17 protein-coding genes are annotated in these 21587 nt (G+C 67.5%); 12 read left to right on the top strand and 5 right to left on the bottom strand.

The genetic code is table 11. The annotated features are described in order from the left end of the window. The first annotated feature begins 129 nt into the window (after positions 1 to 129). The 7 genes from GM672_RS15695 to GM672_RS15665 all read left to right on the top strand — a co-directional run bounded on the left by GM672_RS15695 (position 130) and on the right by GM672_RS15665 (position 6933). Positions 130 to 945, top strand: a complete 816-nt coding sequence (locus GM672_RS15695) for a hypothetical protein (RefSeq protein WP_155471476.1) — start codon at positions 130 to 132, stop codon at positions 943 to 945. Positions 946 to 1142: 197 nt separating this feature from the next. Beyond that, the gene (locus tag GM672_RS15690; RefSeq protein WP_155471475.1) at positions 1143 to 1649 is read left to right on the top strand and encodes a winged helix-turn-helix transcriptional regulator; all 507 of its coding nucleotides are present in this window, start codon (positions 1143 to 1145) and stop codon (positions 1647 to 1649) included. After that, a complete protein-coding gene (locus tag GM672_RS15685; protein ID WP_155471474.1) occupies positions 1639 to 3324 on the top strand; it encodes a long-chain-fatty-acid--CoA ligase in 1686 nt (561 codons plus the stop codon). Before GM672_RS15690 ends, GM672_RS15685 begins: the two co-directional genes overlap by 11 nt. A 67-nt stretch (positions 3325 to 3391) precedes the next feature. Next, the gene (locus GM672_RS15680; protein ID WP_155471473.1) at positions 3392 to 4321 is read left to right on the top strand and encodes a diiron oxygenase; all 930 of its coding nucleotides are present in this window, start codon (positions 3392 to 3394) and stop codon (positions 4319 to 4321) included. A 26-nt stretch (positions 4322 to 4347) separates the two neighbouring features. Further along, positions 4348 to 5118 carry an enoyl-CoA hydratase/isomerase family protein gene (locus GM672_RS15675; protein ID WP_155471472.1) on the top strand — a complete coding sequence of 257 codons (771 nt, stop codon included), beginning with the start codon at positions 4348 to 4350 and terminating at the stop codon, positions 5116 to 5118. Positions 5119 to 5122: 4 nt separating this feature from the next. Beyond that, entirely contained in the window at positions 5123 to 5677 is a 555-nt protein-coding gene (locus tag GM672_RS15670) for a thioesterase family protein (protein WP_170300092.1), read from the top strand. Next, positions 5674 to 6933, top strand: coding sequence for a flavin monoamine oxidase family protein (locus tag GM672_RS15665; RefSeq protein WP_188916046.1), 1260 nt, complete (start codon positions 5674 to 5676; stop codon positions 6931 to 6933). Before GM672_RS15670 ends, GM672_RS15665 begins: the two co-directional genes overlap by 4 nt. Here GM672_RS15665 and GM672_RS15660 read toward each other — a convergent pair. Continuing rightward, positions 6930 to 8066, bottom strand: coding sequence for a sensor histidine kinase (locus tag GM672_RS15660; protein ID WP_170300091.1), 1137 nt, complete (start codon positions 8064 to 8066; stop codon positions 6930 to 6932). The two genes, GM672_RS15665 and GM672_RS15660, sit on opposite strands and share 4 nt — an antisense overlap. A gap of 222 nt (positions 8067 to 8288) precedes the next feature. On the opposite strand from GM672_RS15660, the gene GM672_RS15655 reads away from it, so the two are divergent. After that, complete coding sequence (locus GM672_RS15655; RefSeq protein ID WP_155471468.1) at positions 8289 to 8819, top strand: nuclear transport factor 2 family protein; 531 nt, start codon at positions 8289 to 8291, stop codon at positions 8817 to 8819. Between the two features lie 194 nt (positions 8820 to 9013). Beyond that, positions 9014 to 9541, top strand: coding sequence for a hypothetical protein (locus GM672_RS15650; RefSeq protein ID WP_155471467.1), 528 nt, complete (start codon positions 9014 to 9016; stop codon positions 9539 to 9541). 19 nt (positions 9542 to 9560) lie between these two features. Here the strand turns inward: GM672_RS15650 and fdhD are convergent, their stop codons facing one another. Together fdhD and GM672_RS15640 are read right to left on the bottom strand one after the other, a co-directional pair. Continuing rightward, positions 9561 to 10403 carry a formate dehydrogenase accessory sulfurtransferase FdhD gene (fdhD, locus tag GM672_RS15645; protein WP_155471466.1) on the bottom strand — a complete coding sequence of 281 codons (843 nt, stop codon included), beginning with the start codon at positions 10401 to 10403 and terminating at the stop codon, positions 9561 to 9563. Beyond that, the gene (locus GM672_RS15640) at positions 10400 to 12670 is read right to left on the bottom strand and encodes an FdhF/YdeP family oxidoreductase (RefSeq protein WP_155471486.1); all 2271 of its coding nucleotides are present in this window, start codon (positions 12668 to 12670) and stop codon (positions 10400 to 10402) included. The genes fdhD and GM672_RS15640 overlap by 4 nt, the downstream gene beginning before the upstream one ends. 284 nt (positions 12671 to 12954) lie before the next feature. Here GM672_RS15640 and GM672_RS15635 point away from each other — a divergent pair, with 284 nt between their 5' ends. Beyond that, positions 12955 to 13692: a hypothetical protein gene (locus GM672_RS15635; protein ID WP_155471465.1), complete on the top strand. Its 738-nt coding sequence runs from the start codon at positions 12955 to 12957 to the stop codon at positions 13690 to 13692. A 74-nt stretch (positions 13693 to 13766) separates the two neighbouring features. Here the strand turns inward: GM672_RS15635 and GM672_RS15630 are convergent, their stop codons facing one another. Both GM672_RS15630 and GM672_RS15625 read right to left on the bottom strand, forming a co-directional pair. Next, positions 13767 to 14237, bottom strand: a complete 471-nt coding sequence (locus tag GM672_RS15630; RefSeq protein WP_155471464.1) for a cyanophycin metabolism-associated DUF1854 family protein — start codon at positions 14235 to 14237, stop codon at positions 13767 to 13769. Beyond that, positions 14224 to 16509, bottom strand: a complete 2286-nt coding sequence (locus GM672_RS15625) for a cyanophycin metabolism-associated ABC transporter (RefSeq protein ID WP_155471463.1) — start codon at positions 16507 to 16509, stop codon at positions 14224 to 14226. The genes GM672_RS15630 and GM672_RS15625 overlap by 14 nt, the downstream gene beginning before the upstream one ends. Positions 16510 to 16742: 233 nt before the next feature. On the opposite strand from GM672_RS15625, the gene GM672_RS15620 reads away from it, so the two are divergent. Together GM672_RS15620 and cphA are read left to right on the top strand one after the other, a co-directional pair. After that, positions 16743 to 18923, top strand: coding sequence for a cyanophycin synthetase (locus tag GM672_RS15620; RefSeq protein WP_155471462.1), 2181 nt, complete (start codon positions 16743 to 16745; stop codon positions 18921 to 18923). 90 nt (positions 18924 to 19013) lie between these two features. Continuing rightward, the gene (gene cphA, locus GM672_RS15615) at positions 19014 to 21584 is read left to right on the top strand and encodes a cyanophycin synthetase (protein WP_155471461.1); all 2571 of its coding nucleotides are present in this window, start codon (positions 19014 to 19016) and stop codon (positions 21582 to 21584) included. Positions 21585 to 21587 lie beyond the last annotated feature (3 nt).

The following is a 21587-nucleotide window of genomic DNA, read 5'->3' as shown; positions in this document are numbered from 1 at the left end:
TTTCTTGTGTATGGGCGCCATCGTGCCTGTTTTTGCAGCGCCAAGGGCCCGGACCGACCCTGGAACCTGGAGAAGACAGCGGATTATTTCGCCCGCCCCAATAGTGTTCCCCAATTCACGTCATTGATCGTGCGTTCCAAGGAAATCGCCCTGTCCGACGCCTGCGTGGCGCAATTCAGCCCGGACGAATACCTGTTTCCAGAAGTATTCCAGCCGTTGAGCAAGCAGGGCGTCACGGAAAAACAGCTCGACAGCTTCCTGGCGCAAAACTTCGGCGTGGGGCTGGCCAAGACGAAAACGGTCTATTCGCTGACGTCGTCGCCGGCCAATTGCGCCGGGCCCGTGATGGAATTCTTCCAGGTCGGTGACCGTATCCTGATTCCCGTCGGCGCCACTTTCCACAGCTATGTAAAGGCCGATGCCCCGAAGCTACCGGCGCCAGCGCCTGCCGTCGCGTCCATCGCCGCGGGATACAAGGTGACGCCGCTGCCGATGGATTACGAGCGATATAACAATACCTGCCGGCCGAAGATCGTCGGCCGCAAGGGCAAACCGCAGACGACGGAGCTGTGCGCGCCGGACTATTTCCCCTACGTGGCCGAAGCGAAGCGTGGCGACGCGCTGATGGATATCATCGGCAACCACGACTACGAAAGGGCCGGCCAGGAATATGCGGGCGGGTTCTCGCCGCCGTTCCGGCAGAAGGCGGCAGCGACTTTCCTGGTATTCCCGCCGTTTAAGCAAGTCACCCTGGTGCGCGTGGATGACTTCGAGGTCGTGCGCAACGAGGAACGCGACGTCATGTCCGGCGTCTACCTGTCTATTGCCGGCGGCAAGGTGGTGGATCAGATCTCGGGCTGCCATTTCAACCGCGACTACGTGTGCCTGGAAGAGGGCCGTCCTGTCGCCAGGCTGACGGAGACGGGCAAGTTCCAGCGTCAGTAGCCCCGCCGCGCGGCTACCACGCAACATCCATCGACGCCGGCTTATGCCGGCATTTTTCATTTTCCCCGCCGTCACCCACCCGCAGCCGCACGCTCGTGCTTTTGTTACCAAAAAACCTAGAGTCGGGCCACTAAAAATTCACTTGTTTAAAGAGAGTGGTTTCCATAAAGTAAATTCAACGTTGTAAAGGACACAGCATGAGCAAGGGCTCGTTTGTTGAAATGAATTGCCCCATCGCGCAGACGCTGGAGCAGGTGGGCGAATGGTGGACTTTTGTCATCTTGCGCAATGCCTTTTGCGGCATGAGCCGCTTCCAGGACTTTCAGCGCGACCTGGGCATCAGCACCAATGTGCTGACGCGGCGGCTGGCGCGGCTGGTGGAGAGCGGGATCTTCAGCCGCGAGGTGTCGGCGACCGATGCGCGGGTGGTGCATTACCGGCTGACGGCAAAGGGCTTTTCGCTGTACCCGGTGCTGGCCGCGATGACCCTGTGGGGCGAGAAATGGGCGCCCAACCCGCTGGGGGCGCGCCTGACGATGGTGGAAAAGGCCACGGGGCTGCCGGTTGCCGGTGTCGGCATCCTCGCGGCCGACGGACGGGCCCTGACGCCCGCCGAGATCGACACGGTGGCGGGCCCCGCCGCCGATGAAAAGACGCACGCTTTGATGCGCATGAGAGAGGAGACCAACAAGCATGAACAATGAACCGATCTGGCTCGGATCGTATCCCGCCGGCGTACCCGCCACCATCGACCCGGCGCAGTATCGCTCGCTGGTGCACCTGTTCGAGGAATCGTTCGCCAAGTTCGGCGAGCGCCGCGCCTACGCCTGCATGGACCGCTTCCTGACCTACCGCGAACTGGACCGCTTTTCGCGGGCCCTGGCGGCCTGGCTGCAGGGGCGGGGACTGCGCAAGGGCGCACGAGTGGCCGTGATGATGCCGAACGTGCTGCAGTATCCGGTGGCGGTGGCGGCCATCCTGCGCGCCGGCTGCACGGTGGTCAACGTCAATCCCCTGTACACGCCGCGCGAACTGGAACACCAGCTGCGCGACTCGGGCGCGGAGGCCATCATCCTGCTGGAGAACTTCGCCGTCACTTTGGAGAAGGTGCTCTCCCGTACGGCTGTGCGCCACGTGGTGGTCGGCACGATGGGCGATATGCTGGGCCTGGGCAAGGGCACCCTTGTCAACTTCGTCGTGCGCCGCGTGCGCAAGATGGTGCCCGCCTATGAGCTCCCCGGCGCCGTGCCGTTCAAGCGCGCGCTGGCCGAAGGAGGTTCGATGGCGCCGGTGCCCGTAGAGCTGGGCCATGACGATATCGCCTTCCTGCAGTACACGGGCGGCACCACCGGACTGTCGAAAGGGGCGACGCTCACGCACCGTAACGTCATCGCCAACATGCTGCAGAACGACGCGTGGGCCGGCCCCACCTTGCGCGATGCCGCAGGCGGCGGCCTGGTGACGATGTGCGCGCTGCCCCTGTATCACATCCTCGCGCTCAATGCCTGCATGCTGATGGGCGCGCGCTGGGGTGCGATGAACGTCCTGATCCCGAACCCGCGCGACATGCCCGGCTTCGTGCGCGAACTGTCCAAGTACCGTGTCAACTTCTTCCCCGGCGTGAACACGCTGTTCAATGGCCTGCTGAACCAGCCGGACCTGGCCAAGGTCGATTTTTCCGGCCTGCGCATCACCCTGGGCGGCGGCATGGCCGTGCAGGAAGTGGTCAGCGACCGTTGGCGCAAGGTCACCGGTTCGCCCATCCTGGAAGGCTATGGCCTTTCCGAGACGTCGCCGACGGCGACCCTGTGCCCGCCCGGCCTGGACACCTTCTCCGGCACCATCGGCCTGCCGGTGCCGTCGACGGAAGTGGCGATCCTGGACGACGACGGCCGCCCCGTGCCGGTGGGCCAGGCCGGCGAGATCGCCATCCGCGGCCCGCAGGTGATGGCCGGTTACTGGAACCGCCCGGACGAGACGGCCAAGGTCATGACGCCGCACGGCTACTTCAAGTCGGGCGACGTCGGCATCATGGACGAGCGGGGCTATGTGAAGATCGTCGACCGCAAGAAGGACATGATCCTCGTCTCGGGCTTCAACGTCTACCCGAACGAGATCGAAGGTGTCGTCGCGGCCCACCCCGGCGTGCTCGAATGCGCCTGCGTTGGCGTGCCCGATGCCGCCGCCGGCGAAGCCGTCAAGCTGTTCGTCGTTCGCAAGGACCCGAACCTTACCAGCGAAGTCCTGATGGCCTACTGCCGCGAACAGCTGACCGGTTACAAGAAGCCGAAGTACATCGAATTCCGCGACGCCCTGCCCAAGACCAATGTGGGCAAGATCCTGCGCCGCGAACTGCGCGACGAAGCCGTCGCCGCCTGAACCAGCACCACCGAAGCTGCAGCACGTTTCCCGACATACCAATACCAAAAACCCGAAGGAGAACAGCATGGAAGCCAGCATCACCGCAGTACAGCCAGTCGCCGCCAACCCCATCGTCTTGAACGAACGCAGCCGCAAGACGGTGCGCACCCTGATCAATGCCTCGCACCGCAACCTGCTGTTCCTGGACAAGGTGGTCGACTGGGAGCAGGGCATCGATTTCTCGAAACCCCCCAAGGTGGCCGAGTCCAGCTGGATCTACGGCACGCCGTACTGGGATGCCTTGACACCCGAGCAGCAGAACGAAGTGCTGTGGCTGGAGACGGGCCGCGACGTGTCCTACTTCATCTGGCTGGAGCAGACCCTGCCCGAGCTGTACGTGGGTTACGTGAACAAGTACCACGGCGCGCTGACCGACGACGTGCGCGAATACCTGATGGTGTTCTCGCGTGAGGAAATCGTGCACACGCTGATGTTCCGCCGCTACCTGGAGGCGGCCGGCCTGCGCCTGTGGAGCCACCCCGAGAACATCCCGAACTATTCGCTGTTCGAGCAGCAGCTGGCCGGCAAGCACCCGGTGTACGGCATCTGCTGGAACCTGCTGATCGAATGGTTCGCCGAGCTGAACTCGATCTTCCAGACCCAGACGGACGGCATCGACCCGCTGACCCGCACCATGTTCCGTGAGCACCACACGGAAGAACTGCGCCATATCGCGTTCGCCAAGACAGTCTGCGAAAACTACTTCGACACGGCGCCCGCCGGCGAAATTGCGGAGATGTGCGACTTCTTCCAGAAGGGCTACGGCTTCCTGCTGGCCGAATACACGTATATGCCGGAGATCGCGCTGCACGCGTCGTTCGACTTCCCCATCAAGCCGGACGACGCCGAGGCCATCGCCGCCGTGCGCAACTCGCCCAACAACCAGCGCCTGAACGAGCAGCGCTTCCGCGACGTGCGCGAGTGGTGCCTGAAGTACAACATCATCAAGGCCTGATCCTGCGAACGAACGCGAAAGACTTCATGTTCGACATTCTCAATCACGAAGCCGGCATCGCCGAACTGCGCATCGCCCGGCCGCCCATCAACCTGATCGACGTTGCCGTGCTGCGCGCCTTGCGCGCGGGGCTGGTCCAGGCCCGGCACGACGGCGCCCGGGGCATCGTCCTGGCCGGCCTGCCCGGCGTGTTCTCGGCCGGCGTCGACATCGCCGCGCTGCTCGAAGGCGACCGGGCCGACGTGCGCGACTACTGGCAGCAGGTGTTCCTGCTGGCGGCCGAGATGGCGCATGGGCCCGTGCCCATCGTCGCCGCGATCACGGGCCACTGCATGGCGGCCGGTGCGCTGCTGGCCGTGTTCTGCGACTACCGCGTGATGGCGCGCGGGGCCTGGCATATCGGCCTGAACGAAGTGCGCGTCGGCGTCGCGCTGCCGGCCTGCTTCCAGTACGCGATCCGGCGCGTCGTGGGCGCGCTGCACGCGGAGCGCATGCTCGTGTTCGGCCGCATGCTCGATCCCGGCCAGGCCCTGGCCATGGGCCTGGTGGACGAACTGGCCGAACCGGGGCAGGTGGTGGAAACGGCGTCGGGCCGCCTGCGTGAGCTGCTGGCCCTGCCGCGGCGCGGCCTGGCCGAAACGCGCGCGATCGCCCGGCGCGACCTGGCCGACCAGTTCGCGGACGTGGACGCGCTGCCGCTGGACGCCTTCGTCGATGCCTTCCTGCGCCCCGAAACCCAGGCCGTGCTGCGGCACGTGGCGGCGCAGGCGCGCAGGCCCGTCGCCAACGCGGCCTGAGCCGATGAACCTGTATTGGCGGCTGCTGCTGGTCTGGCTGGGCGCGCGGCACAAGCCGAAGGTCACGCTGGGCGACACCATCGAGCTGCAACTGACGGTGCTGCCCAGCGACGTCGACCTGAACGGCCATATGAACAATGGCCGTTATCTCACCATCGTCGATTTGGCGCTGGTGGCTTACATGACGCGGGCCGGCTTCATGGCCCACGCGCTCCGGCGGGGCTGGCGGCCCATGCTGGGCGGCTCGATGATCGCCTACCGGCGCGGCCTGAAGCCGTTGCGCCGCTACACGCTGCGTTTCGCCATCACGTGCTGGGATGCGCGCTGGTCGTATATCCGCTTCGAGTTCGTGCGCGATGGCGTCACCGTCGCATCGGGCCACGCCAAGGGCGGCATCGTCGGCCCTCGCGGCATCGTCGGCAGCGCGCAGATGTGCGAGGCGCTGGCCATCGACCCGGTTTCGCCGCCCGTGCCGCCGGCGCTGGCGGCGTGGATCGAAGCGGACCGGCTGCTGCGCGCCAGCATCGAGACCCCCACGATCGACAAGGAATGTGCATGAAAAAAGACCGCAGCATTGCCGTCGTCGGCGCCGGGCCCGCCGGGCTGACGGCCGCGGACACCCTGCGCCAGCTGGGCTACGCCAACGTCACGGTCTTCGAGGCCGACAGCCGCGTGGGCGGCAAGGTCTGTTCCGTCGCCACGCCGGCGGGCGTGGTCGAACTGGGCGCCGTGCTGGCATCGGCCGAATGCGAGCTGGTACTGGGCCTGGCGGAGCGCTTCGGCATACGCCGGGCCGCCTACCCGGTGCCGCAACGCTTCCTGGACGAACACGGGGTGCGCCACGACGCGGCCGGTTTCCTCGCCAGCCGCTGGGATGGCGCCACCATCGCCCGCGCGGTGGCGTGCTATGGCGAAGCACTGGCCCGCTGCGCCGCCGTGTGCGACGACGACCTGGCCGAGGTGCCGGACGACCTGCAACTGCCGTTCGACCGCTACGCCGCGCTGCACGGCTTCACGCCCGTGGCCGAACTGGCGCGTGGCGCGCTGACGGGCTTCGGCTACGGCCATAGCGAAACGGTGCCGGCGCTTTACCTGATGAAGCTGATCGGCTGGCTGCTGCGCCCGGGAGTCCAGGGCAGCCTGCTGCCGGGCGAGTTCTTCATGTTCCCCGACGGCTTCCAGGGCCTGTGGGAAGCGCTGGCGCGCGAGCACGACGTGCGGCTTTCCAGTCCCGTCACCCGGCTGGTACGCGGCGGCGACGGCGTGCGGCTCACCGTGGCCGGCACGGAGCACCGCTTCGACGCCGCCATCGTCACGGCGCCCCTGCACACGGTGCACCGCTTCATGGACTTGACGGAGGAAGAGACGGCACTGTTCGGCCAGTTGCGCAGCAGCCGCTATGTCGTCAGCGCGTTCGCCGCCACGGGCCTGGCCACGGGCGAGTTCCTGTTCCTGCTGGAGAACGAGCGGCCGGCGCGCATCGGCCATATGAACGCGTGGGCCAACCGCAATCCGGCCACGCCGATGTACCTGGGCTGGCAGCAGGCGCCGGGCCAGGCGACGCCATCGGATCTGACGGCGCTGCTGGCGGCCGATGTCGCCCGGGCCGGCGGACAACTCGAAAGGGTGGCCCTGCGGCGCGAATGGGACTATTTTCCCCATGTGGGACAGGCAGCCCTGCAGGGGCGCTTCTTCGAACAGGTGGCGCGCCTGCAAGGGGAGGGCGGCGTGTGGTTCGCCGGCGGGGCACTGCATTTCGAGACCGTCGAACACAGCGCGCGGCAGGCCAGGGCGCTGGTGCGCCGCAGCTTCTAATGGGGGCCGGCGCCGCCGGCCGCGAGCTCGACCAGCGGCCGCGGATCGACCGGCAGGTCGAGCGTGACGGTGGTGCCGCGCGCGGCGGAGCTGTCGACGGTGACGCTGCCCGCATGGCATTCGGCCACGCTGCGTACGAAGTGCAGGCCCAGACCCCAGCCTTCGCTGCCGCAGGCGGCGCGCTGGAAGGGCTGCAGGATCTGGTGCAGCCGCTCCGGCGCGATCGGCTCGCCGTCGTTGTGCACGGAGACCTGCACCCGGCCATGCGTGGCGCTTACCAGCATCGTGGGCGCCTCGCCGTCGACACCGTACTTGACGGCGTTGCCCACCAGGTTCTGCAGGGCACGGCGCACGTGCGCGCCTGACCAGTAGCCCAGCACGGAGTCGCCCTGCACGACGACGGGGTGGCCCGGCACGGCGCCGGCCACGTCACGCGCCAGGACCAGCATGTCCCATTGCGCCAGCTCGATGCGCAGCTGCTCGCCGTGGTAGGCCGTGGCGCCGTCCAGGATTTCGCGGATCAGGGTATCGGTGGCGGCGACGTTGTCGACGATGCGGCCGGCCAGCGCGTGCGCGCCGGCGCTGTCCTGGCGCGCCAGGATCAGCTGTGCCGCCATGCCGATATTGGACAGCGGATTGCGGATATCGTGGGCCAGCGCGGCCAGGTAGCGTTCGCGGAACTCGTTCTGGCGTGCCACGTAGGCTGTCAGGGCCTCCTGAATGGCGCTGTCGATGAACTCGTTGATCAACGCATGTTCGCTGGGCTGCAGCGCGATGCCGTCGGCCACGCAGGCGGCGATCAGGATATTGCGGAAGACCTGGTACTCGCGCACCACGTCGCGCGGGCTGTATTGCGTCAGCCGGGCGCGCTCGTCGCCATGGGCGGCGGGCAGGTTGTCGCCGGGGTCGCCCGCGCAGCGCGGATAGCCGGGCGACAGCACCTGCACCAGGTTGTCGTAGAACACGGGCAGGGTATTGATCAGTACCGGCACATACAGGGCGCGGGCGGGCGGAATCGTCAGCTGGACGGCATTGGTCCAGTTGTCCAGCACCGTATCGCGCAGGCGCAACAGGTGCTGCGCCAGGGGCGACAGCCGCTCCGGCTGGTTGAACTGGTCACTGGCAAAGGTCATGGCTGCATGGTTCCGTGGACACTGCGCGAAACCCAACATAGCACGGGCGCAGGCGCCCTTCGGTGCGCAAGACCACGTAAGCGCGCGCCCCGCGCCTGTCAGAGTCGTCAGGCCCGTGCGCGCGCCCCCGTGGCTTGCACCGCAGTAGAATGAGGCCAGGCAGGCAGGGCCGCGCCGCCGTTCCGGCGGCCGCCAGCAAAGCGCCTGCCGCAGGGGACGTTCATGCAGCCTATGCAATTGTCACTGTCGGCCGCGCTGTTGGCGGCCAGTTGCCTGTGCCCCGGCAATGCCCACGGCGTTGTCCGCATGGCCGTGCAGGACGCGCCGGCACCGGTCGGACCGAACACGGCGGGTCCGAACGCCGCTGCCCTCGATTCCGTATGGACGGCCGAACAGGAGTGGCTCCAGGCCATCCGCCGGGGCGATGCGATGGCGTTGCGCACCATCCTCAGCAGCGACCATATCCACGTCGGCAGCAACGGGCGCCTGCGGCACAAGACGGAAATGCTGCTGGCCCTGCAGCGCGGCCAACTGCGCTTCCTGACCTACGACATCGGCAGCTACGACATCCGCATCACGGGCACGGCCGCCATCGTCACCGGTACCTACCACACGCAACTGGTGCGCCAGGGCGTGCGTGGCATATCGGCGGGACGCTATATCCGCGTCTGGGTGCGCGACGAGCGGGGCTGGCGGCTGATGGTGCACCAGATCGCCGAGACGACCCTGCCGCGTGGCAAGAAAGCGCCCTGACGGGGTTGCGCACGGCTGACGCGCGGCGTTGCGCCGCGGTGGCCGCCGGTGTAATACTGTCCAGTATGGCTACTACGCTTCCTCCTGACGAAGGTCCCCTTTCCGAGCCGGCTCCGTCCGTGCCGGACGGGCCGCACGATTCCTTTACTGCGTCGGCCCCACCCGTGCCGGATGGGCCGCGCGATCTCCTCGGCGTGCAACGCCGCCGCCAGCACGCCATATGGACGGCTGGCGCGCTGGTCGTGCTGCTGCTGGCAGGTGTGGCCGCATGGATCGTGCATGGCATCACCGTCGACCGGCGCCTGCAGGTCGTCGGCCAGGCCGCCGCGCTGGGTGCACCGGGGTCGCTGACACCGGCAGTGGCGCCGCAGCCACCTGCCGAAGCGGCGGCGGCATCGCTCGCCGCCGATGAAAGCCTGGTCGACCCGGCCACCCTGGCGGCGGCTGCCGTGACGACGACAGCCCTGGCTGCCGGCAGCGGGGAAGGCACCGTCAGGGCCGATGGCAAGGCCGACGGCGACGAACCGGTACGCAGGGTGCGCAAGGCCGAAAAAAAACAGGCGCCACGCCGGCAGGCCGCCGCCAGGGCGGCGCGGGACCGCACCTTCATCCGCTGTCCGCCGCTGGGCAAGCAGGGTGCCGTCATGTGTCGCTGGCATATCTGCAATGGCGGCGCCGGCAAGGAGGCCGCCTGCCGGCCCTACCTGGAGCGCAAGCCCTGACGTTTCCTTGCTCGTTTGCCTAGCCGCCCAGCCGCCCGGCGTGGGTGTACAGCACATGCCGGCCGTCCCGCACGAAACCGGCCAGGGTCACGCCAGCCGCGTCGGCGATCCGAACGGCCATTGCCGTCGGCGCCGAGATGGCCGCCAGCAGGCCGATGCCGGCGCGCGCCGCCTTCTGCACCATTTCGTAACTGGCCCGGCTCGTGATGACGGCAAAGCCGGCGGCATTGTCGTTGCCGGCATGGGCCAGCGCGCCCACCAGCTTGTCCAGCGCATTGTGCCGGCCGACGTCTTCGCGCACGACCAGGACGTTACCGTCCCGGTCCGCCCACCCGGCCGCATGGGCGCCGCCGGTGGCATGGTGCAGGTGCTGCTGCGCGTGCATGGCCGACATGGCCCGGTGCAGCGCGGCCGGCGCCAGGGGCGTGCCGGCAGGCGTCACGCGGGCGTGCTCGCCGTCGGCCGCCAGCTCCCCCGCGAAGTGCTGCAGGCTTTCGATGCCGCACAGGCCACAGCCGGTGCGGCCCGTGCGCGCGCGCCGCGATGCCTTCAGGCGCGCCATCGCACCGGCGGCGATGTCGATCGCCACGACAAAGCCTTCGTCGGCCTCCGAGACGTCGATATCGCGGACGTCGCTTGCCTGGCGCACGATCGCCTCGCTCAGCGAAAAGCCCAGCGCGAAGTCCTCCAGGTCCTGGGGCGAGGCCAGCATGACGGCGTGGCTGATGCCGTTGTAGACGAGGGCCACGGGCACCTCGTCAGGCACCACCTCGTGGCCGGGCGCCAGGCAGCCTTCCTGCCAGCGCGCCGCCGGGATGCTGCACGAGGCGGCCGGATGCAGCACGCGCGCGTCCAGGTTCATGACGCGCTCCCGCTCGCCATCCGTTCCACCAGCACGTCGATCGATTTCGCCGCCGGCACCTTGCTTTCCTTGGCGTGGTGCCACAGGGGGATCAGGGGATTGCATTCCGGGAAATAGCCGGCCACGCAGCCTTCGGGGATATCGTAGGGCACGACGGCCAGTCCGGCGACGCGGCGCGCCACGCCATCGTCGGACGGGGTGCGCAGGGTCACCAGTTCGCCGGCCGACAGGGCATGGCGGGCCATGTCCGCGCGAGCCATGAACAGCACCATGCGGCTGCCCTTTACGCCCCGGAAGCGGTCGTCGTTGCTGTAGATGGTGGTGTTGAACTGGCCGTCGCTGCGCACCGTGAACAAGGTCAGCGCGTCCGGGTCGCGGCCGGCCGTGTCCGGGTCGCCCTGCAAGGTATCCGGCACGGTGAAGCCGGCCTTGCCGCTCTCGGTCTTCCAGATGCGCTGGGCCGCGGCCAGCGGTTTGCGAAAGCCGCCGGGCGTCCACATGCGCGCTTCGAAGTCATGGAAGATCTCCGGGAAGGTCTCGGCGATGGCCGCGCGCACGCGGGCATAGTCGGCCACCCAGCCGTCCCAGTCGACGCGGGGATTGGCGTCGAGCGTGGCCTTGGCGATGCCGGCCACGATGGCCGGTTCCGACAGCAGGCCCGGCGCGGCCGGTTCGGCCAGCCCGCGCGAGCCGTGCATGCAGGCCGTGCTGTCCTCGATCGTCACGGACTGGGCGCCGCCGGCCTGCCGGTCCACTTCGATGCGGCCCAGGCAGGGCAGGATGTACGAGGCCTTGCCGTGGATGACGTGGTTGCGATTGAGCTTGGTGGAGACCTGCACCGTCAGCGGCAGCTCGCGCCAGGCCGCTTCCATCATCGCCGTTTCCGGCACGGCGCGGATGAAGTTGCCGCCCAGGCCGATATAGGCCTGGACCCGCCGCGCCAGGATGCCTTCACAGGCCTCCACCGTGTTCATGCCGGGCTTCCTGGGCGGTTCGAAGCCGTACTGCACCTTCAGCTTGTCCAGCGGCGCCAGTTCCGGCTTTTCCGTGATGCCGACGGTACGCTGGCCCTGCACATTGGAATGGCCGCGCACGGGGCAGACTCCCGCGCCGGGCTTGCCGATATTGCCGCGCATGAGGAGCAGGTTGACGATCATCGCCACGTTCTGTACACCGTTGCGGTGCTGCGTGACACCCATGCCGTAGACGGCCATCACGGCCGACGAGTTGCAGTAGACGTCGGCCGCCAGCTCCAGCGCCTCGCGCAGCAGGCCCGCCTCGCGCTCGATGTCCTGCCACGGGCAGGCCCGCACGGCGGCCGCGAAATCATCGAAGCCGTCCGTGTGCTCGTGCAGGAAGGGCATGTCGAGCACGCGCTGGCCGCCCGCCGCCACGGCCGCGTCGTCGCGTGCCAGGATGGCCTTGCACAGCCCCATCAGGGCGGCCGTGTCGCCGCCTGCCTTGAGCTGGTGGTACTGGGTGCTGATGGCCGTCTCGGAGCCCGTCAGCATTTCCAGCGGCGACTGGGGATTGGTGAAGCTGACCAGGCCCCGCTCGCGCAGGGGATTGAACGTGATGATCGGCACTCCACGCCGGCGCGCTTCCTGCAGCTGGTGCAGCATGCGTGGGCTGTTCACGCCCACGTTCTGGCCGAAGAAGAAGATGCAGTCGGTCTTTTCGAAGTCGTCCAGGGTCACTGTGCCGACCGGGACGCCGATGGTCTTCTTCAGGCCCACCGACGTGCTTTCGTGGCACATGTTCGAGCTGTCCGGCAGATTGTTGTTGCCGTACATGCGGGCCAGCAGCTGGTACATGTAGGACGTCTCCAGCGAAGCCCGGCCGGAACTGTAGAACACCACCTGGTCGCGCTGGCAGGCCCGCAGCGCCGCGCCGATCTCGGCGAAGGCCGTGTCCCAGGCGACGGGCCGGTACTTGTCGCTGGCGGCATCCCACCGGAGCGGCTCGGTCAGGCGGCCCTGGTCCTCCAGGTCATGGTCGGACCAGCTCTCCAGCGCCGTCACCGTGTGGCGCTCGAAGAAATCGGCGCCGATGGCGCGGCTGGTGGTTTCCCAGGCCGTGGCCTTGGCGCCGCTTTCGCAGAATTCGAAGGGATGGGGATTGGCCGGCTTGGCCCAGGCGCAGCTGACACAGGCAAAGCCGTCCGGCTTGTTCTGCCTCATCAACAGGCGGCTGTCCTTGCCTGCCACGTGCTGGTCCAGCAGGATGTGCGTCACTTCGCTCACCGAGCCCCAGCCGCCGGCGGGCATGGTGGCCGGTTCGATGCTGACTGCCTTGGCTGACTGGCGCTTCCGATCGTCGCTCATGGTTTCTCCTTGCATTTGAACGAGCTACCGTAGCGCCGTGGGGGCGCCGGCTCGGTGCGCGGGCGCACATAGGGGCGGATCGGGTCGAGAAGGCCGGGTCAGGCGCGGCAGCGACGGCGCCGAGGCGGGCCAGCGTGAGGCGGCGCGTGGGGAGACGCGCGAGGACCTCCGCGCGAACATGAGTGATATCATAGCCAGCTTTAACGGATTGCCAACAGAGCCCCACGATGGAAGACGAAAGCCAAGTTCCACCCCCGTTCACGGCGCGGCCCGAGAGTCAGCCGGACGCGCAGCAAACCGTACAGCCGCGCGCGGAGTCAGCCACGCCGGCGCTGTCGCGCAAGGTCCTGTTCGGCGTGCTGGCAGTGCTGGTGGTGGCGTTCACGGCCGGCTCGGTCTACCTTGGCTACCAGGTCGTCACGACCAGCCAGGTCGACAAGCTGGGCAAGGCAGTCACGGAGCAGGGCGCCGCCAAGGCCCCGAGCGTCCCGGCCATCCCGGCTGCCCCCGCGGCTGCCGTTCCGGCCGCCCCGGAGGTCGCGACGATGGACCTGCCCCGGTCCGATGCCGCCATGGGAGCGGGACCGAGCGCGCCGCCGACCTTGCCGTCGGCCGAGGAACTGCTGGCACAGGGAACGAAGCCGGCCAAGCCGGCGCCGGCGCCGGCGGCGCTGGTGCGCGACCTGCCGGATTGGCTGGCGACGGAAGTGGGCGGCACGGCACCGCGGGCGGCCGTGGCGCCAGTGGAAGCGGCCAGTTCCGGCGCGTCGGGCGACGAGTCGGCCGAATCGGTCAAGGAACGCGGCAAGGACAAGACGCCGGCCCGGACGGCCCCCGAGCGGGCATCGGCCGTGTTTGCCCGCTGCCCGAAACCGGGCGAATCAGGCGCCGTCGAGTGCCGGCGCGCCGTGTGCAGCGGCGCTGCACGCAAGCAGGCTGCCTGCTCGGCGTACTTGCAGCAGTAAGGGGTGGGGCGGGGGTGCCTGCCGCTTGGCGATGGCATGCCTGCCATCGCTCCTCCCGAGCGCGATCCTGGCCCTTACATGAAGCGGTCCAGGATCTTCTTGCTGTGCTTGTCCAGCGCGTACTGGTCCCGGATCAGGAAATGGATGCCGTGCGTATCCGACACCAGGAGCGCCTCCGGGCCGATGCGGCGGATGTCTTCCTCGCCGCGCAGCACGAACTCCGTACGGCCCCGGTTCGTCTCCACCGTCCACGTGCAAGGCGTGGCAAAGCTCGTCACGTCGATGATGCGGGCGATCTCCGGCATGAATTCACGACCCGACAATTCCTCGCGCACGAGGCCGGCCACTGCCGGCGGCAGGTCGTCGAGGCGGTCGATCCACGCCACTTCCTTGCCGTCCCCATTGACCAGTGCCAGGCCCTCGTCCGGCGCCTGCACGGGAAAGGCGCGCACGGGCGACACGTTGTGGTGGACCGTGCCGGCGGCGTCGGTCAGGTTCAGGCGCCCGAAGGCGTCGCGTTCCAGCTGAAAATCAATTGTCGTCATGGCGTTTCGTGTTGGTGTCGTCCAGGTCGGTGTCGACGTTGCGGGCCTGCGCCTGGTACAGGCGGTAATACGCGCCTTCCTGGGCCATCAGTTCCTCGTGCGGGCCTTCCTCGACCACGCGGCCCCGGTCCATCACGACCAGGCGGTTGGCGCGCTGCAAGGTGGACAGGCGGTGGGCGATGGCGATCGTCGTGCGCCCGGCCACCAGGTTGTCCAGCGCCTTCTGGATTTCCTTCTCCGTTTCCGAGTCGACCGAGGCGGTCGCTTCGTCCAGGATCAGGATCTTCGGATCGATCAGCAGGGCGCGGGCGATCGAGATGCGCTGGCGTTCGCCGCCGGACAGGCCCTGGCCCCGCTCGCCCACCATCGAATCATAGCCCTGTGGCAGCCGCAGGATGAAGTCGTGTGCGTGGGCCGCGCGGGCCGCGGCCATGATTTCGGCGCGCGTCGCGTTCGGCTTGCCGTAGGCCAGGTTCTCGGCGATGGTGCCGAAGAACAGGAAGGGCTCCTGCAGCACCAGGCCGATATTGCGGCGGTAGTCCGACACGGCGAACGAGCGGATGTCGACGCCGTCGAGCAGGATGGCACCTTCGGCCACGTCGTAGAAGCGGCAGATCAGGTTGACCAGCGTCGACTTGCCCGAGCCGCTGTGGCCCACCAGGCCGATCATCTCGCCCGCCTTGATCTCGAGGTTGACGCCGCGGTTGACGGCCCGGTTGCCGTAGCGGAAGCCCACTTCGCGCAAGGTGATATTGCCTTCGATCTTGCCCACCTTGACGGGGTTGCTTGGCTCCGGCACGGACGACACGTGGTCGAGGATGTCGAAGATGCGCTTGGCGGCCGAGGCGGACTTCTGCGTCACGGAGACGATCCGGCTCATCGAATCGAGGCGGCCGTAGAAGCGGGCCGAGTACGTCAGGAAGGCCGTCAGCACGCCCACCGTGATGTGCGACTGCGACACCTGCCAGATGCCGAACACGTAGATCACCAGCAGGCCCAGCTCCGTCAGGAACGACACGGTGGGCGAGAACAGCGACCACACCTTGTTCAACTTGTCATTGACGGCCAGGTTGTGGCGGTTGGCGACGCGGAAGCGGTTCGCTTCGCGCGTCTCCTGGGCAAAGGCCTTGACGACGCGGATGCCGGGAATCGTATCGGCCAGCACGTTCGTCACTTCGCCCCATACCCGGTCGATCTTCTCGAAGCCCGTGCGCAGGCGGTCGCGCACCAGGTGGATCAGCCATGCGATGAAGGGCAGCGGCACCAGGGTCACCATGGCCAGCCATGGATCGATCGAGAACAGGATCACGCCCGTCATGATGATCATCAGGCAGTCCGATGCGAAGTCCAGCAAGTGCAGCGACAGGAACACGCAGATGCGGTCGCTTTCGCTGCCGATGCGCGACATCAGGTCGCCCGTGCGCTTGCCGCCGAAGTATTCCAGCGACAGGCGCAGCAGGTGTTCATAGGTATTCGTGCGCAGGTCCGCGCCGATCCGCTCCGACACGAGCGCCAGCACATAGGTCTTCGCCCAGCCCAGTATCCACGCCAGCACGGCAGCGCCCAACAGGCCAGACATGTACATCGTCACCAGCTCCGTGTTGACGGGCTGGCCGTTCTGGTACGGGATCAGCACGTTGTCCATCAGGGGCATCGACAGGTAGGGCGGAATCATGTGCGCCGCCGTGGACAGCAGCATCAGGGTGAAGCCGCCCAGCAGCTGCCAGCGGTAGGGATGGGCGAAGCGCCACAGGCGGAACAGGGTCCACGTGGACGGCGGCGTGTAGACCACCTTGGTGCAGATGGGGCAATCGACTTCGTCCGGCGCCAGCGGCGCCTTGCACGTGGGGCAGGCGTGTTCCTCGATGCGCACGGGGGGCACGCCCGTCAGCGCCGTTTCCAGCATCGGCGTGAACTGCTCCGCCAGGCGCAGCGCGTGCAGGTTCTGGCCCAGGGTGAAACGCCAGGCTGCCAGGCGGCCATGGCTGTCGAACAGTTCCAGGTGACCGACGCCGGCGTGGTCGTGCAGCTTCAGCCTCATGCCGGCGCGGTAGGGCCAGGCCTGCCATTCGGCGGCGCCCGGCGCACGCGACAGTACACGATGCTCCGTCAAAAGAATGATACCTTTGGCGAAATGCAGTTTCGAATCGAGGTCAACCTCCAGAGCACTCTGTACGTTTTCCCCTGGAGCAAGCTGGAGTTTCGCTTCGGCATGCCACCGTTCTGGCAGTTCGACCCGGGTCTGCTCGGAGGGAAAGTCGGTTGTTATCATTGTTGGCGCTACTCCGGTGGTGTTTTTGCCAAGTGGCAAGAATGTTGATTCGGTGGGAAAATAACTAAACTAGCAAAATCAACGGATCAGGCCCCTGTTGCGCTGACACGATTTAGCGTAGTCGAAGGGTAGGACAGTGAATATTGTATTCTTCGGCTGTACGAATAGACGATAAAGAAGAGGAAGCTCTGCTTTTGCGGAGTATATAACGCAAGACGTAGCAGAGCAAAAACATGACAAAGAAGAAAGACATCGAACTTCTCCGTGTAACACACCTGCGCGGACCGAATATCTGGACCTATCGTCCCGTGGTGGAAGCCTGGCTGGATATCGGCGAGCTGGAAGACTTCCCTTCGAATAAACTGCCGGGCCTGGCCGACCGCCTGACGGCCTGGCTGCCCAGCCTGGTCGAGCACCGCTGCGGCGTGGGCGAAGTGGGCGGCTTCATCGAGCGCCTGCGCGATGGCACCTATGCCGGCCATATCCTGGAACACGTCGTGCTGGAGCTGCAGAACCTGGCCGGCATGCGTACGGGCTTCGGCAAGACGCGGCAGACGGCCGAAGGTTCGGGCATCTACAAGATGGCCTTCCGTACCCGCCAGGAGCAGGTGGGGCGCAAGGCCCTGGCCCTGGGCCGCGAGCTGCTGCTGGCCGCCATCCATGACGAAGCCTTCGACGTGCCGGCCGCCGTGGCCGAGCTGACCGACATGGTCGAGTCGCTGTGCCTGGGCCCATCGACGAACAATATCGTCGATGCCGCCACCGAGCGCCGCATTCCCCATATCCGCCTGACCGACGGCAACCTGGTGCAGCTGGGGCATGGCGCCCGCCAGCGCCGCATCTGGACGGCCGAGACGGACAACACCAGCGCGATTGCCGAAGGCATTGCGAGCGACAAGGACATGACGAAGGACATCCTGAAGTCCTGCGGCGTGCCCGTGCCGGAAGGCGCCCTCGTCACCAGCGCCGACGCGGCCTGGGAAGAGGCGCAGGAAATCGGCCTGCCCGTGGCCGTGAAACCGTACGACGGCAACCATGGCCGGGGCGTGTCGCTGAACCTGTCGACCGAGGCCGACATCCGCGCCGCCTACGATATCGCCGTCGAGCGGGGCGGCAGCGAGTCCGTCATCGTCGAGAAATTCATCGTCGGCGACGAACACCGGCTGCTGGTGGTGGGCCGCAAGGTCGTCGCGGCGTCGAAAGGCGAGTCGCTGTGGGTCACGGGCGACGGCGTGCACAGTGTGCAGGGCCTGGTCGATTCGCAGATCAATACCGATCCCCGGCGTGGCACGACGGAGGAATTCCCCCTCAATATCGTCGAGCCGAAGAAGTCGGCCGAAGTGCAGCTGGACCTGCAACGCCAGGGCTTGACCCCGGATTCCGTGCCGGATGCGGGCAGGAAGGTCCTCATTCAATTGAACGGCAACGTTGCCAACGACGTGACGGATGAAGTCCATCCGGCCGTGGCGGAAATGGCGGCCCTGGCCGCGCGCGCCGTGGGCCTGGACATCGCCGGCATCGACATGGTGGTGCAGGATGTCTCGCAGCCGCTGGAAGCGCAGGGCGGCGCCATCATCGAAGTCAATGCCAGCCCGGGCCTGCTGGCCCACCTGAAGCCGGCCGCCGGCGGCACGCCCCGCAACGTGGGCGCCGCCATCGTCGACCAGCTGTTCGCCGCGGGCGAGGACGGCCGCATTCCCATCGTCGGGGTTTCCGGCACGCGCCACACGGCGCTGATCGCGCGCCTGACGGCGTGGCAGCTGCAGGTATCGGGCCGCTATGTCGGCGTGGCCTGCGAGGAAGGGGTCTACCTGAACGGGCGCAAGATCGCCCGCGGCCCGCTGACGGAATGGGAATCGGGCCAGCGCCTGCTGCTGAACAAGAACGTCGAGTCGGCCGTTTTCGCCAACGGCAACCGCATGATCCTGACCGAGGGCTTCGCCTACGACCGCTGCACCGTCGGCGTCGTCACGGACACGGCAGGCCATGACGAGCTGCACGAGTTCTATATCGACACGCCGGACAAGATGTTCAATGTGCTGCGCAACCAGGTCGACGTGGTGCTGCCCGAAGGCGTGGCCGTTCTGAACGCGGGCGACGCCCACGTGGCCGACATGGCGCGCCTGTGCGACGGCGACGTGATCTTCTACGGCATCGACCCGCACGCGGGGCCGATCGACGCGCACCGCCAGGCCGGCGGCAAGGCCGTGTTCCTGGCCGAGGGCGGCTTCGTGCTGGCCGACGGTGCCGACATCGTCGCCGTGCTGCCCGCCAGCTGCCTGCCCAGCGACGAGGAGGAATGCCGCGAAGCCGTGCTGGCCGCGCTGGCCACGGGCTGGGCCCTGGGCCTGTCGCCGGACCTGATCGCCGCCGCGCTGCGCACCTTCGAGTGGAAGACCCGCCGCGCCGCCTAAGCTTCTTGCCTGAAAAATGGGGACAGACCCCATTTTTCAGGCAACTTTTCAGAATAAAAGTCAGCAGTACAAAGACAGACAGGAACATCAATGGAAGTCATCCGTACCCGCGCCCTGCGCGGCCCGAATCTGTGGAGCCACCACACGGCGATCGAGGCGATCGTCTCCTGCACGCCGGACGAACTGGCGGTCGACAAGCTGGCCGGTTTCGAAGTGCGCCTGCGTGCCCGCTTTCCCCGCATCGGCCAGTTCCAGCCGCACGGTCATGCCGATGCCGTGCCGATGGCCCATGTGCTGGAGCTGACGGCCCTGGCGCTGCAGGCCGAAGCCGGCTGCCCCGTCACGTTCAGCCGCACGACGGCGACGGTCGAGCAGGGCATCTTCCAGATGGTGGTGGAGTACACGGAGGAAGAAGTGGGCCGCCGCGCCGTGGAGCTGGCCGAGCAGCTGGTCAACGCCGCCATGGCCGACCAGCCCTTCGACCTGACGGCCGCGCTGACGGAACTGCGCGACCTGGATGAGGACGTGCGCCTGGGCCCCAGCACGGGCGCCATCGTGTACGCCGCCGTGGCCCGCAAGATTCCCTATCGCCGCATGACGTCCGGCTCGATGGTGGCCTTCGGCTGGGGCAGCAGGCAGCGCCGCATCCAGGCCGCCGAAATCGATTCGACCAGTGCCATCGCCGAATCGATCGCGCAGGACAAGGAGCTGACGAAGAAGCTGCTGGACGCGGCCGGCGTGCCCGTGCCGACGGGCCGCTCCGTCACCAGCGCGGAAGACGCGTGGGCGGCGGCGCTGGAAATCGGCCTGCCGGTGGTGATCAAGCCGAAGGACGGCAACCAGGGCAAGGGCGTCACCGTCAACGTTACGACGGAAGAAGCGACCCACGCGGCGTACCACACGGCGCGCGAATTCCGCGACGATATCCTGGTCGAGCGCTTCCTGGCCGGCCATGACTTCCGCCTGCTCGTCATCGGCAACAAGCTGGTGGCCGCCGCGCGCCGCGATCCGCCCCACGTGGTGGGCGACGGCGTGCACTCGGTGCGCCAGCTGGTCGACATCGTCAACGCCGATCCGCGCCGGGGCAGCGGTCATGCCACGTCGCTGACGAAAATCCGCTTCGACGATATCGCGCTGGCGCGCCTGAAGATGCAGGACCTGGAGGCGGACTCGGTGCCGGCCCAGGGCCAGCGCGTCATCCTGCGCAACAACGCCAACCTGTCCACCGGCGGCAGCGCCACCGACGTGACGGACGACGTCCATCCGGAAGTGGCGGCGCGCGCCGTGGAAGCGGCGCAGATGATCGGCCTGGATATCTGCGGCGTCGACGTGGTGGTCGACAGCGTGCTGCGTCCCATCGAGGAACAGAACGGCGGCGTGGTGGAAGTCAATGCCGCGCCGGGCCTGCGCATGCACCTGTCGCCGTCCTACGGCAAGGGCCGCCCCATCGGTGAAGCCATCGTCGGCACGCTGTTCGACGAAGGCGACGACGGCCGCATTCCCGTCATCGCCGTCACGGGCACGAACGGCAAGACGACGACGGTCCGGCTGACGGCGCACCTGATCGCGTCCAGCGGCCTGCGCGTGGGCATGACCAATACGGACGGCGTGTACGTCAATGGCCGCCAGATCGACAGCGGCGACTGCTCGGGCCCGAAGAGCGCCCGCAACGTGCTGCAGCACCCGGACGTGGATGCTGCCGTGTTCGAGACGGCGCGCGGCGGCATCCTGCGCGAAGGCCTGGCGTTCGACCGCTGCAAGGTGGCGGTGGTGACCAATATCGGCGCGGGCGACCACCTGGGCCTGAACTACATCACGACGGTGGAAGACCTGGCCGTGCTCAAGCGCGTCATCGTGCAGAACGTCGACGACAACGGCATGGCCGTGCTGAACGCGACCGACCCGATCGTGGCGGCGATGGCGGCCACCTGCCGCGGCAAGGTGACCTTCTTCGGCGCCGACCGCTACCACCCCGTGGTGGCCACGCACGTGGCCCAGGGCCGCCGCACCGTGTATGTCGACAACGGCGACCTGGTGGCGGTGGAAGGCAAGTTCATGGAGCGCATCGCGCTGGCCGACGTGCCGATCACGCGCAACGGCCAGATCGGCTTCCAGGTGGAGAATGCGATGGCCGCCGTCGCCGCCGCCTGGGGCGCCGGCATCGACTGGCAGGCCATCCGCCTGGGCCTGAAGACCTTCACGACGGACAGCCATAATGCACCTGGCCGCTTCAATGTGTTCGACTACCGGGGCGCCACGGTGATCGCCGACTACGGCCACAATCCGGACGCCATGCTGGCACTGGTTCAGGCCGTCGAGGCGATGCCGGCGCTGCGCCGCTCTGTCGTCATCAGCGGCGCCGGCGACCGGCGCGACGAGGATATCCGCCAGCAGACGGAAATCCTCGGCAAGGCCTTCGACCATGTTCTGCTGTACCAGGACCAGTGCCAGCGGGGCCGCGCCGACGGCGAAGTGATCGCGCTGCTGCGCGAAGGCCTGCGCGGCGCCAGCCGCACCGAGCAGGTGCTGGAGATCAACGGCGAATTCGTCGCCATCGACACGGCGCTGGAACGGCTGCAGCCGGGCGACCTGTGCCTGATCCTGGTCGACCAGGTGGAAGAGGCGCTGGCCCATCTGGCCGCGCGCATCGCGGCGGGCTGAGTT

Source organism: Pseudoduganella buxea (assembly GCF_009720835.1).
Taxonomy (GTDB): domain Bacteria; phylum Pseudomonadota; class Gammaproteobacteria; order Burkholderiales; family Burkholderiaceae_D; genus Rugamonas; species Rugamonas buxea.
Note: the sequence above shows the minus strand (reverse complement) of the source record. Positions and strands in the feature narration are given on the sequence as shown.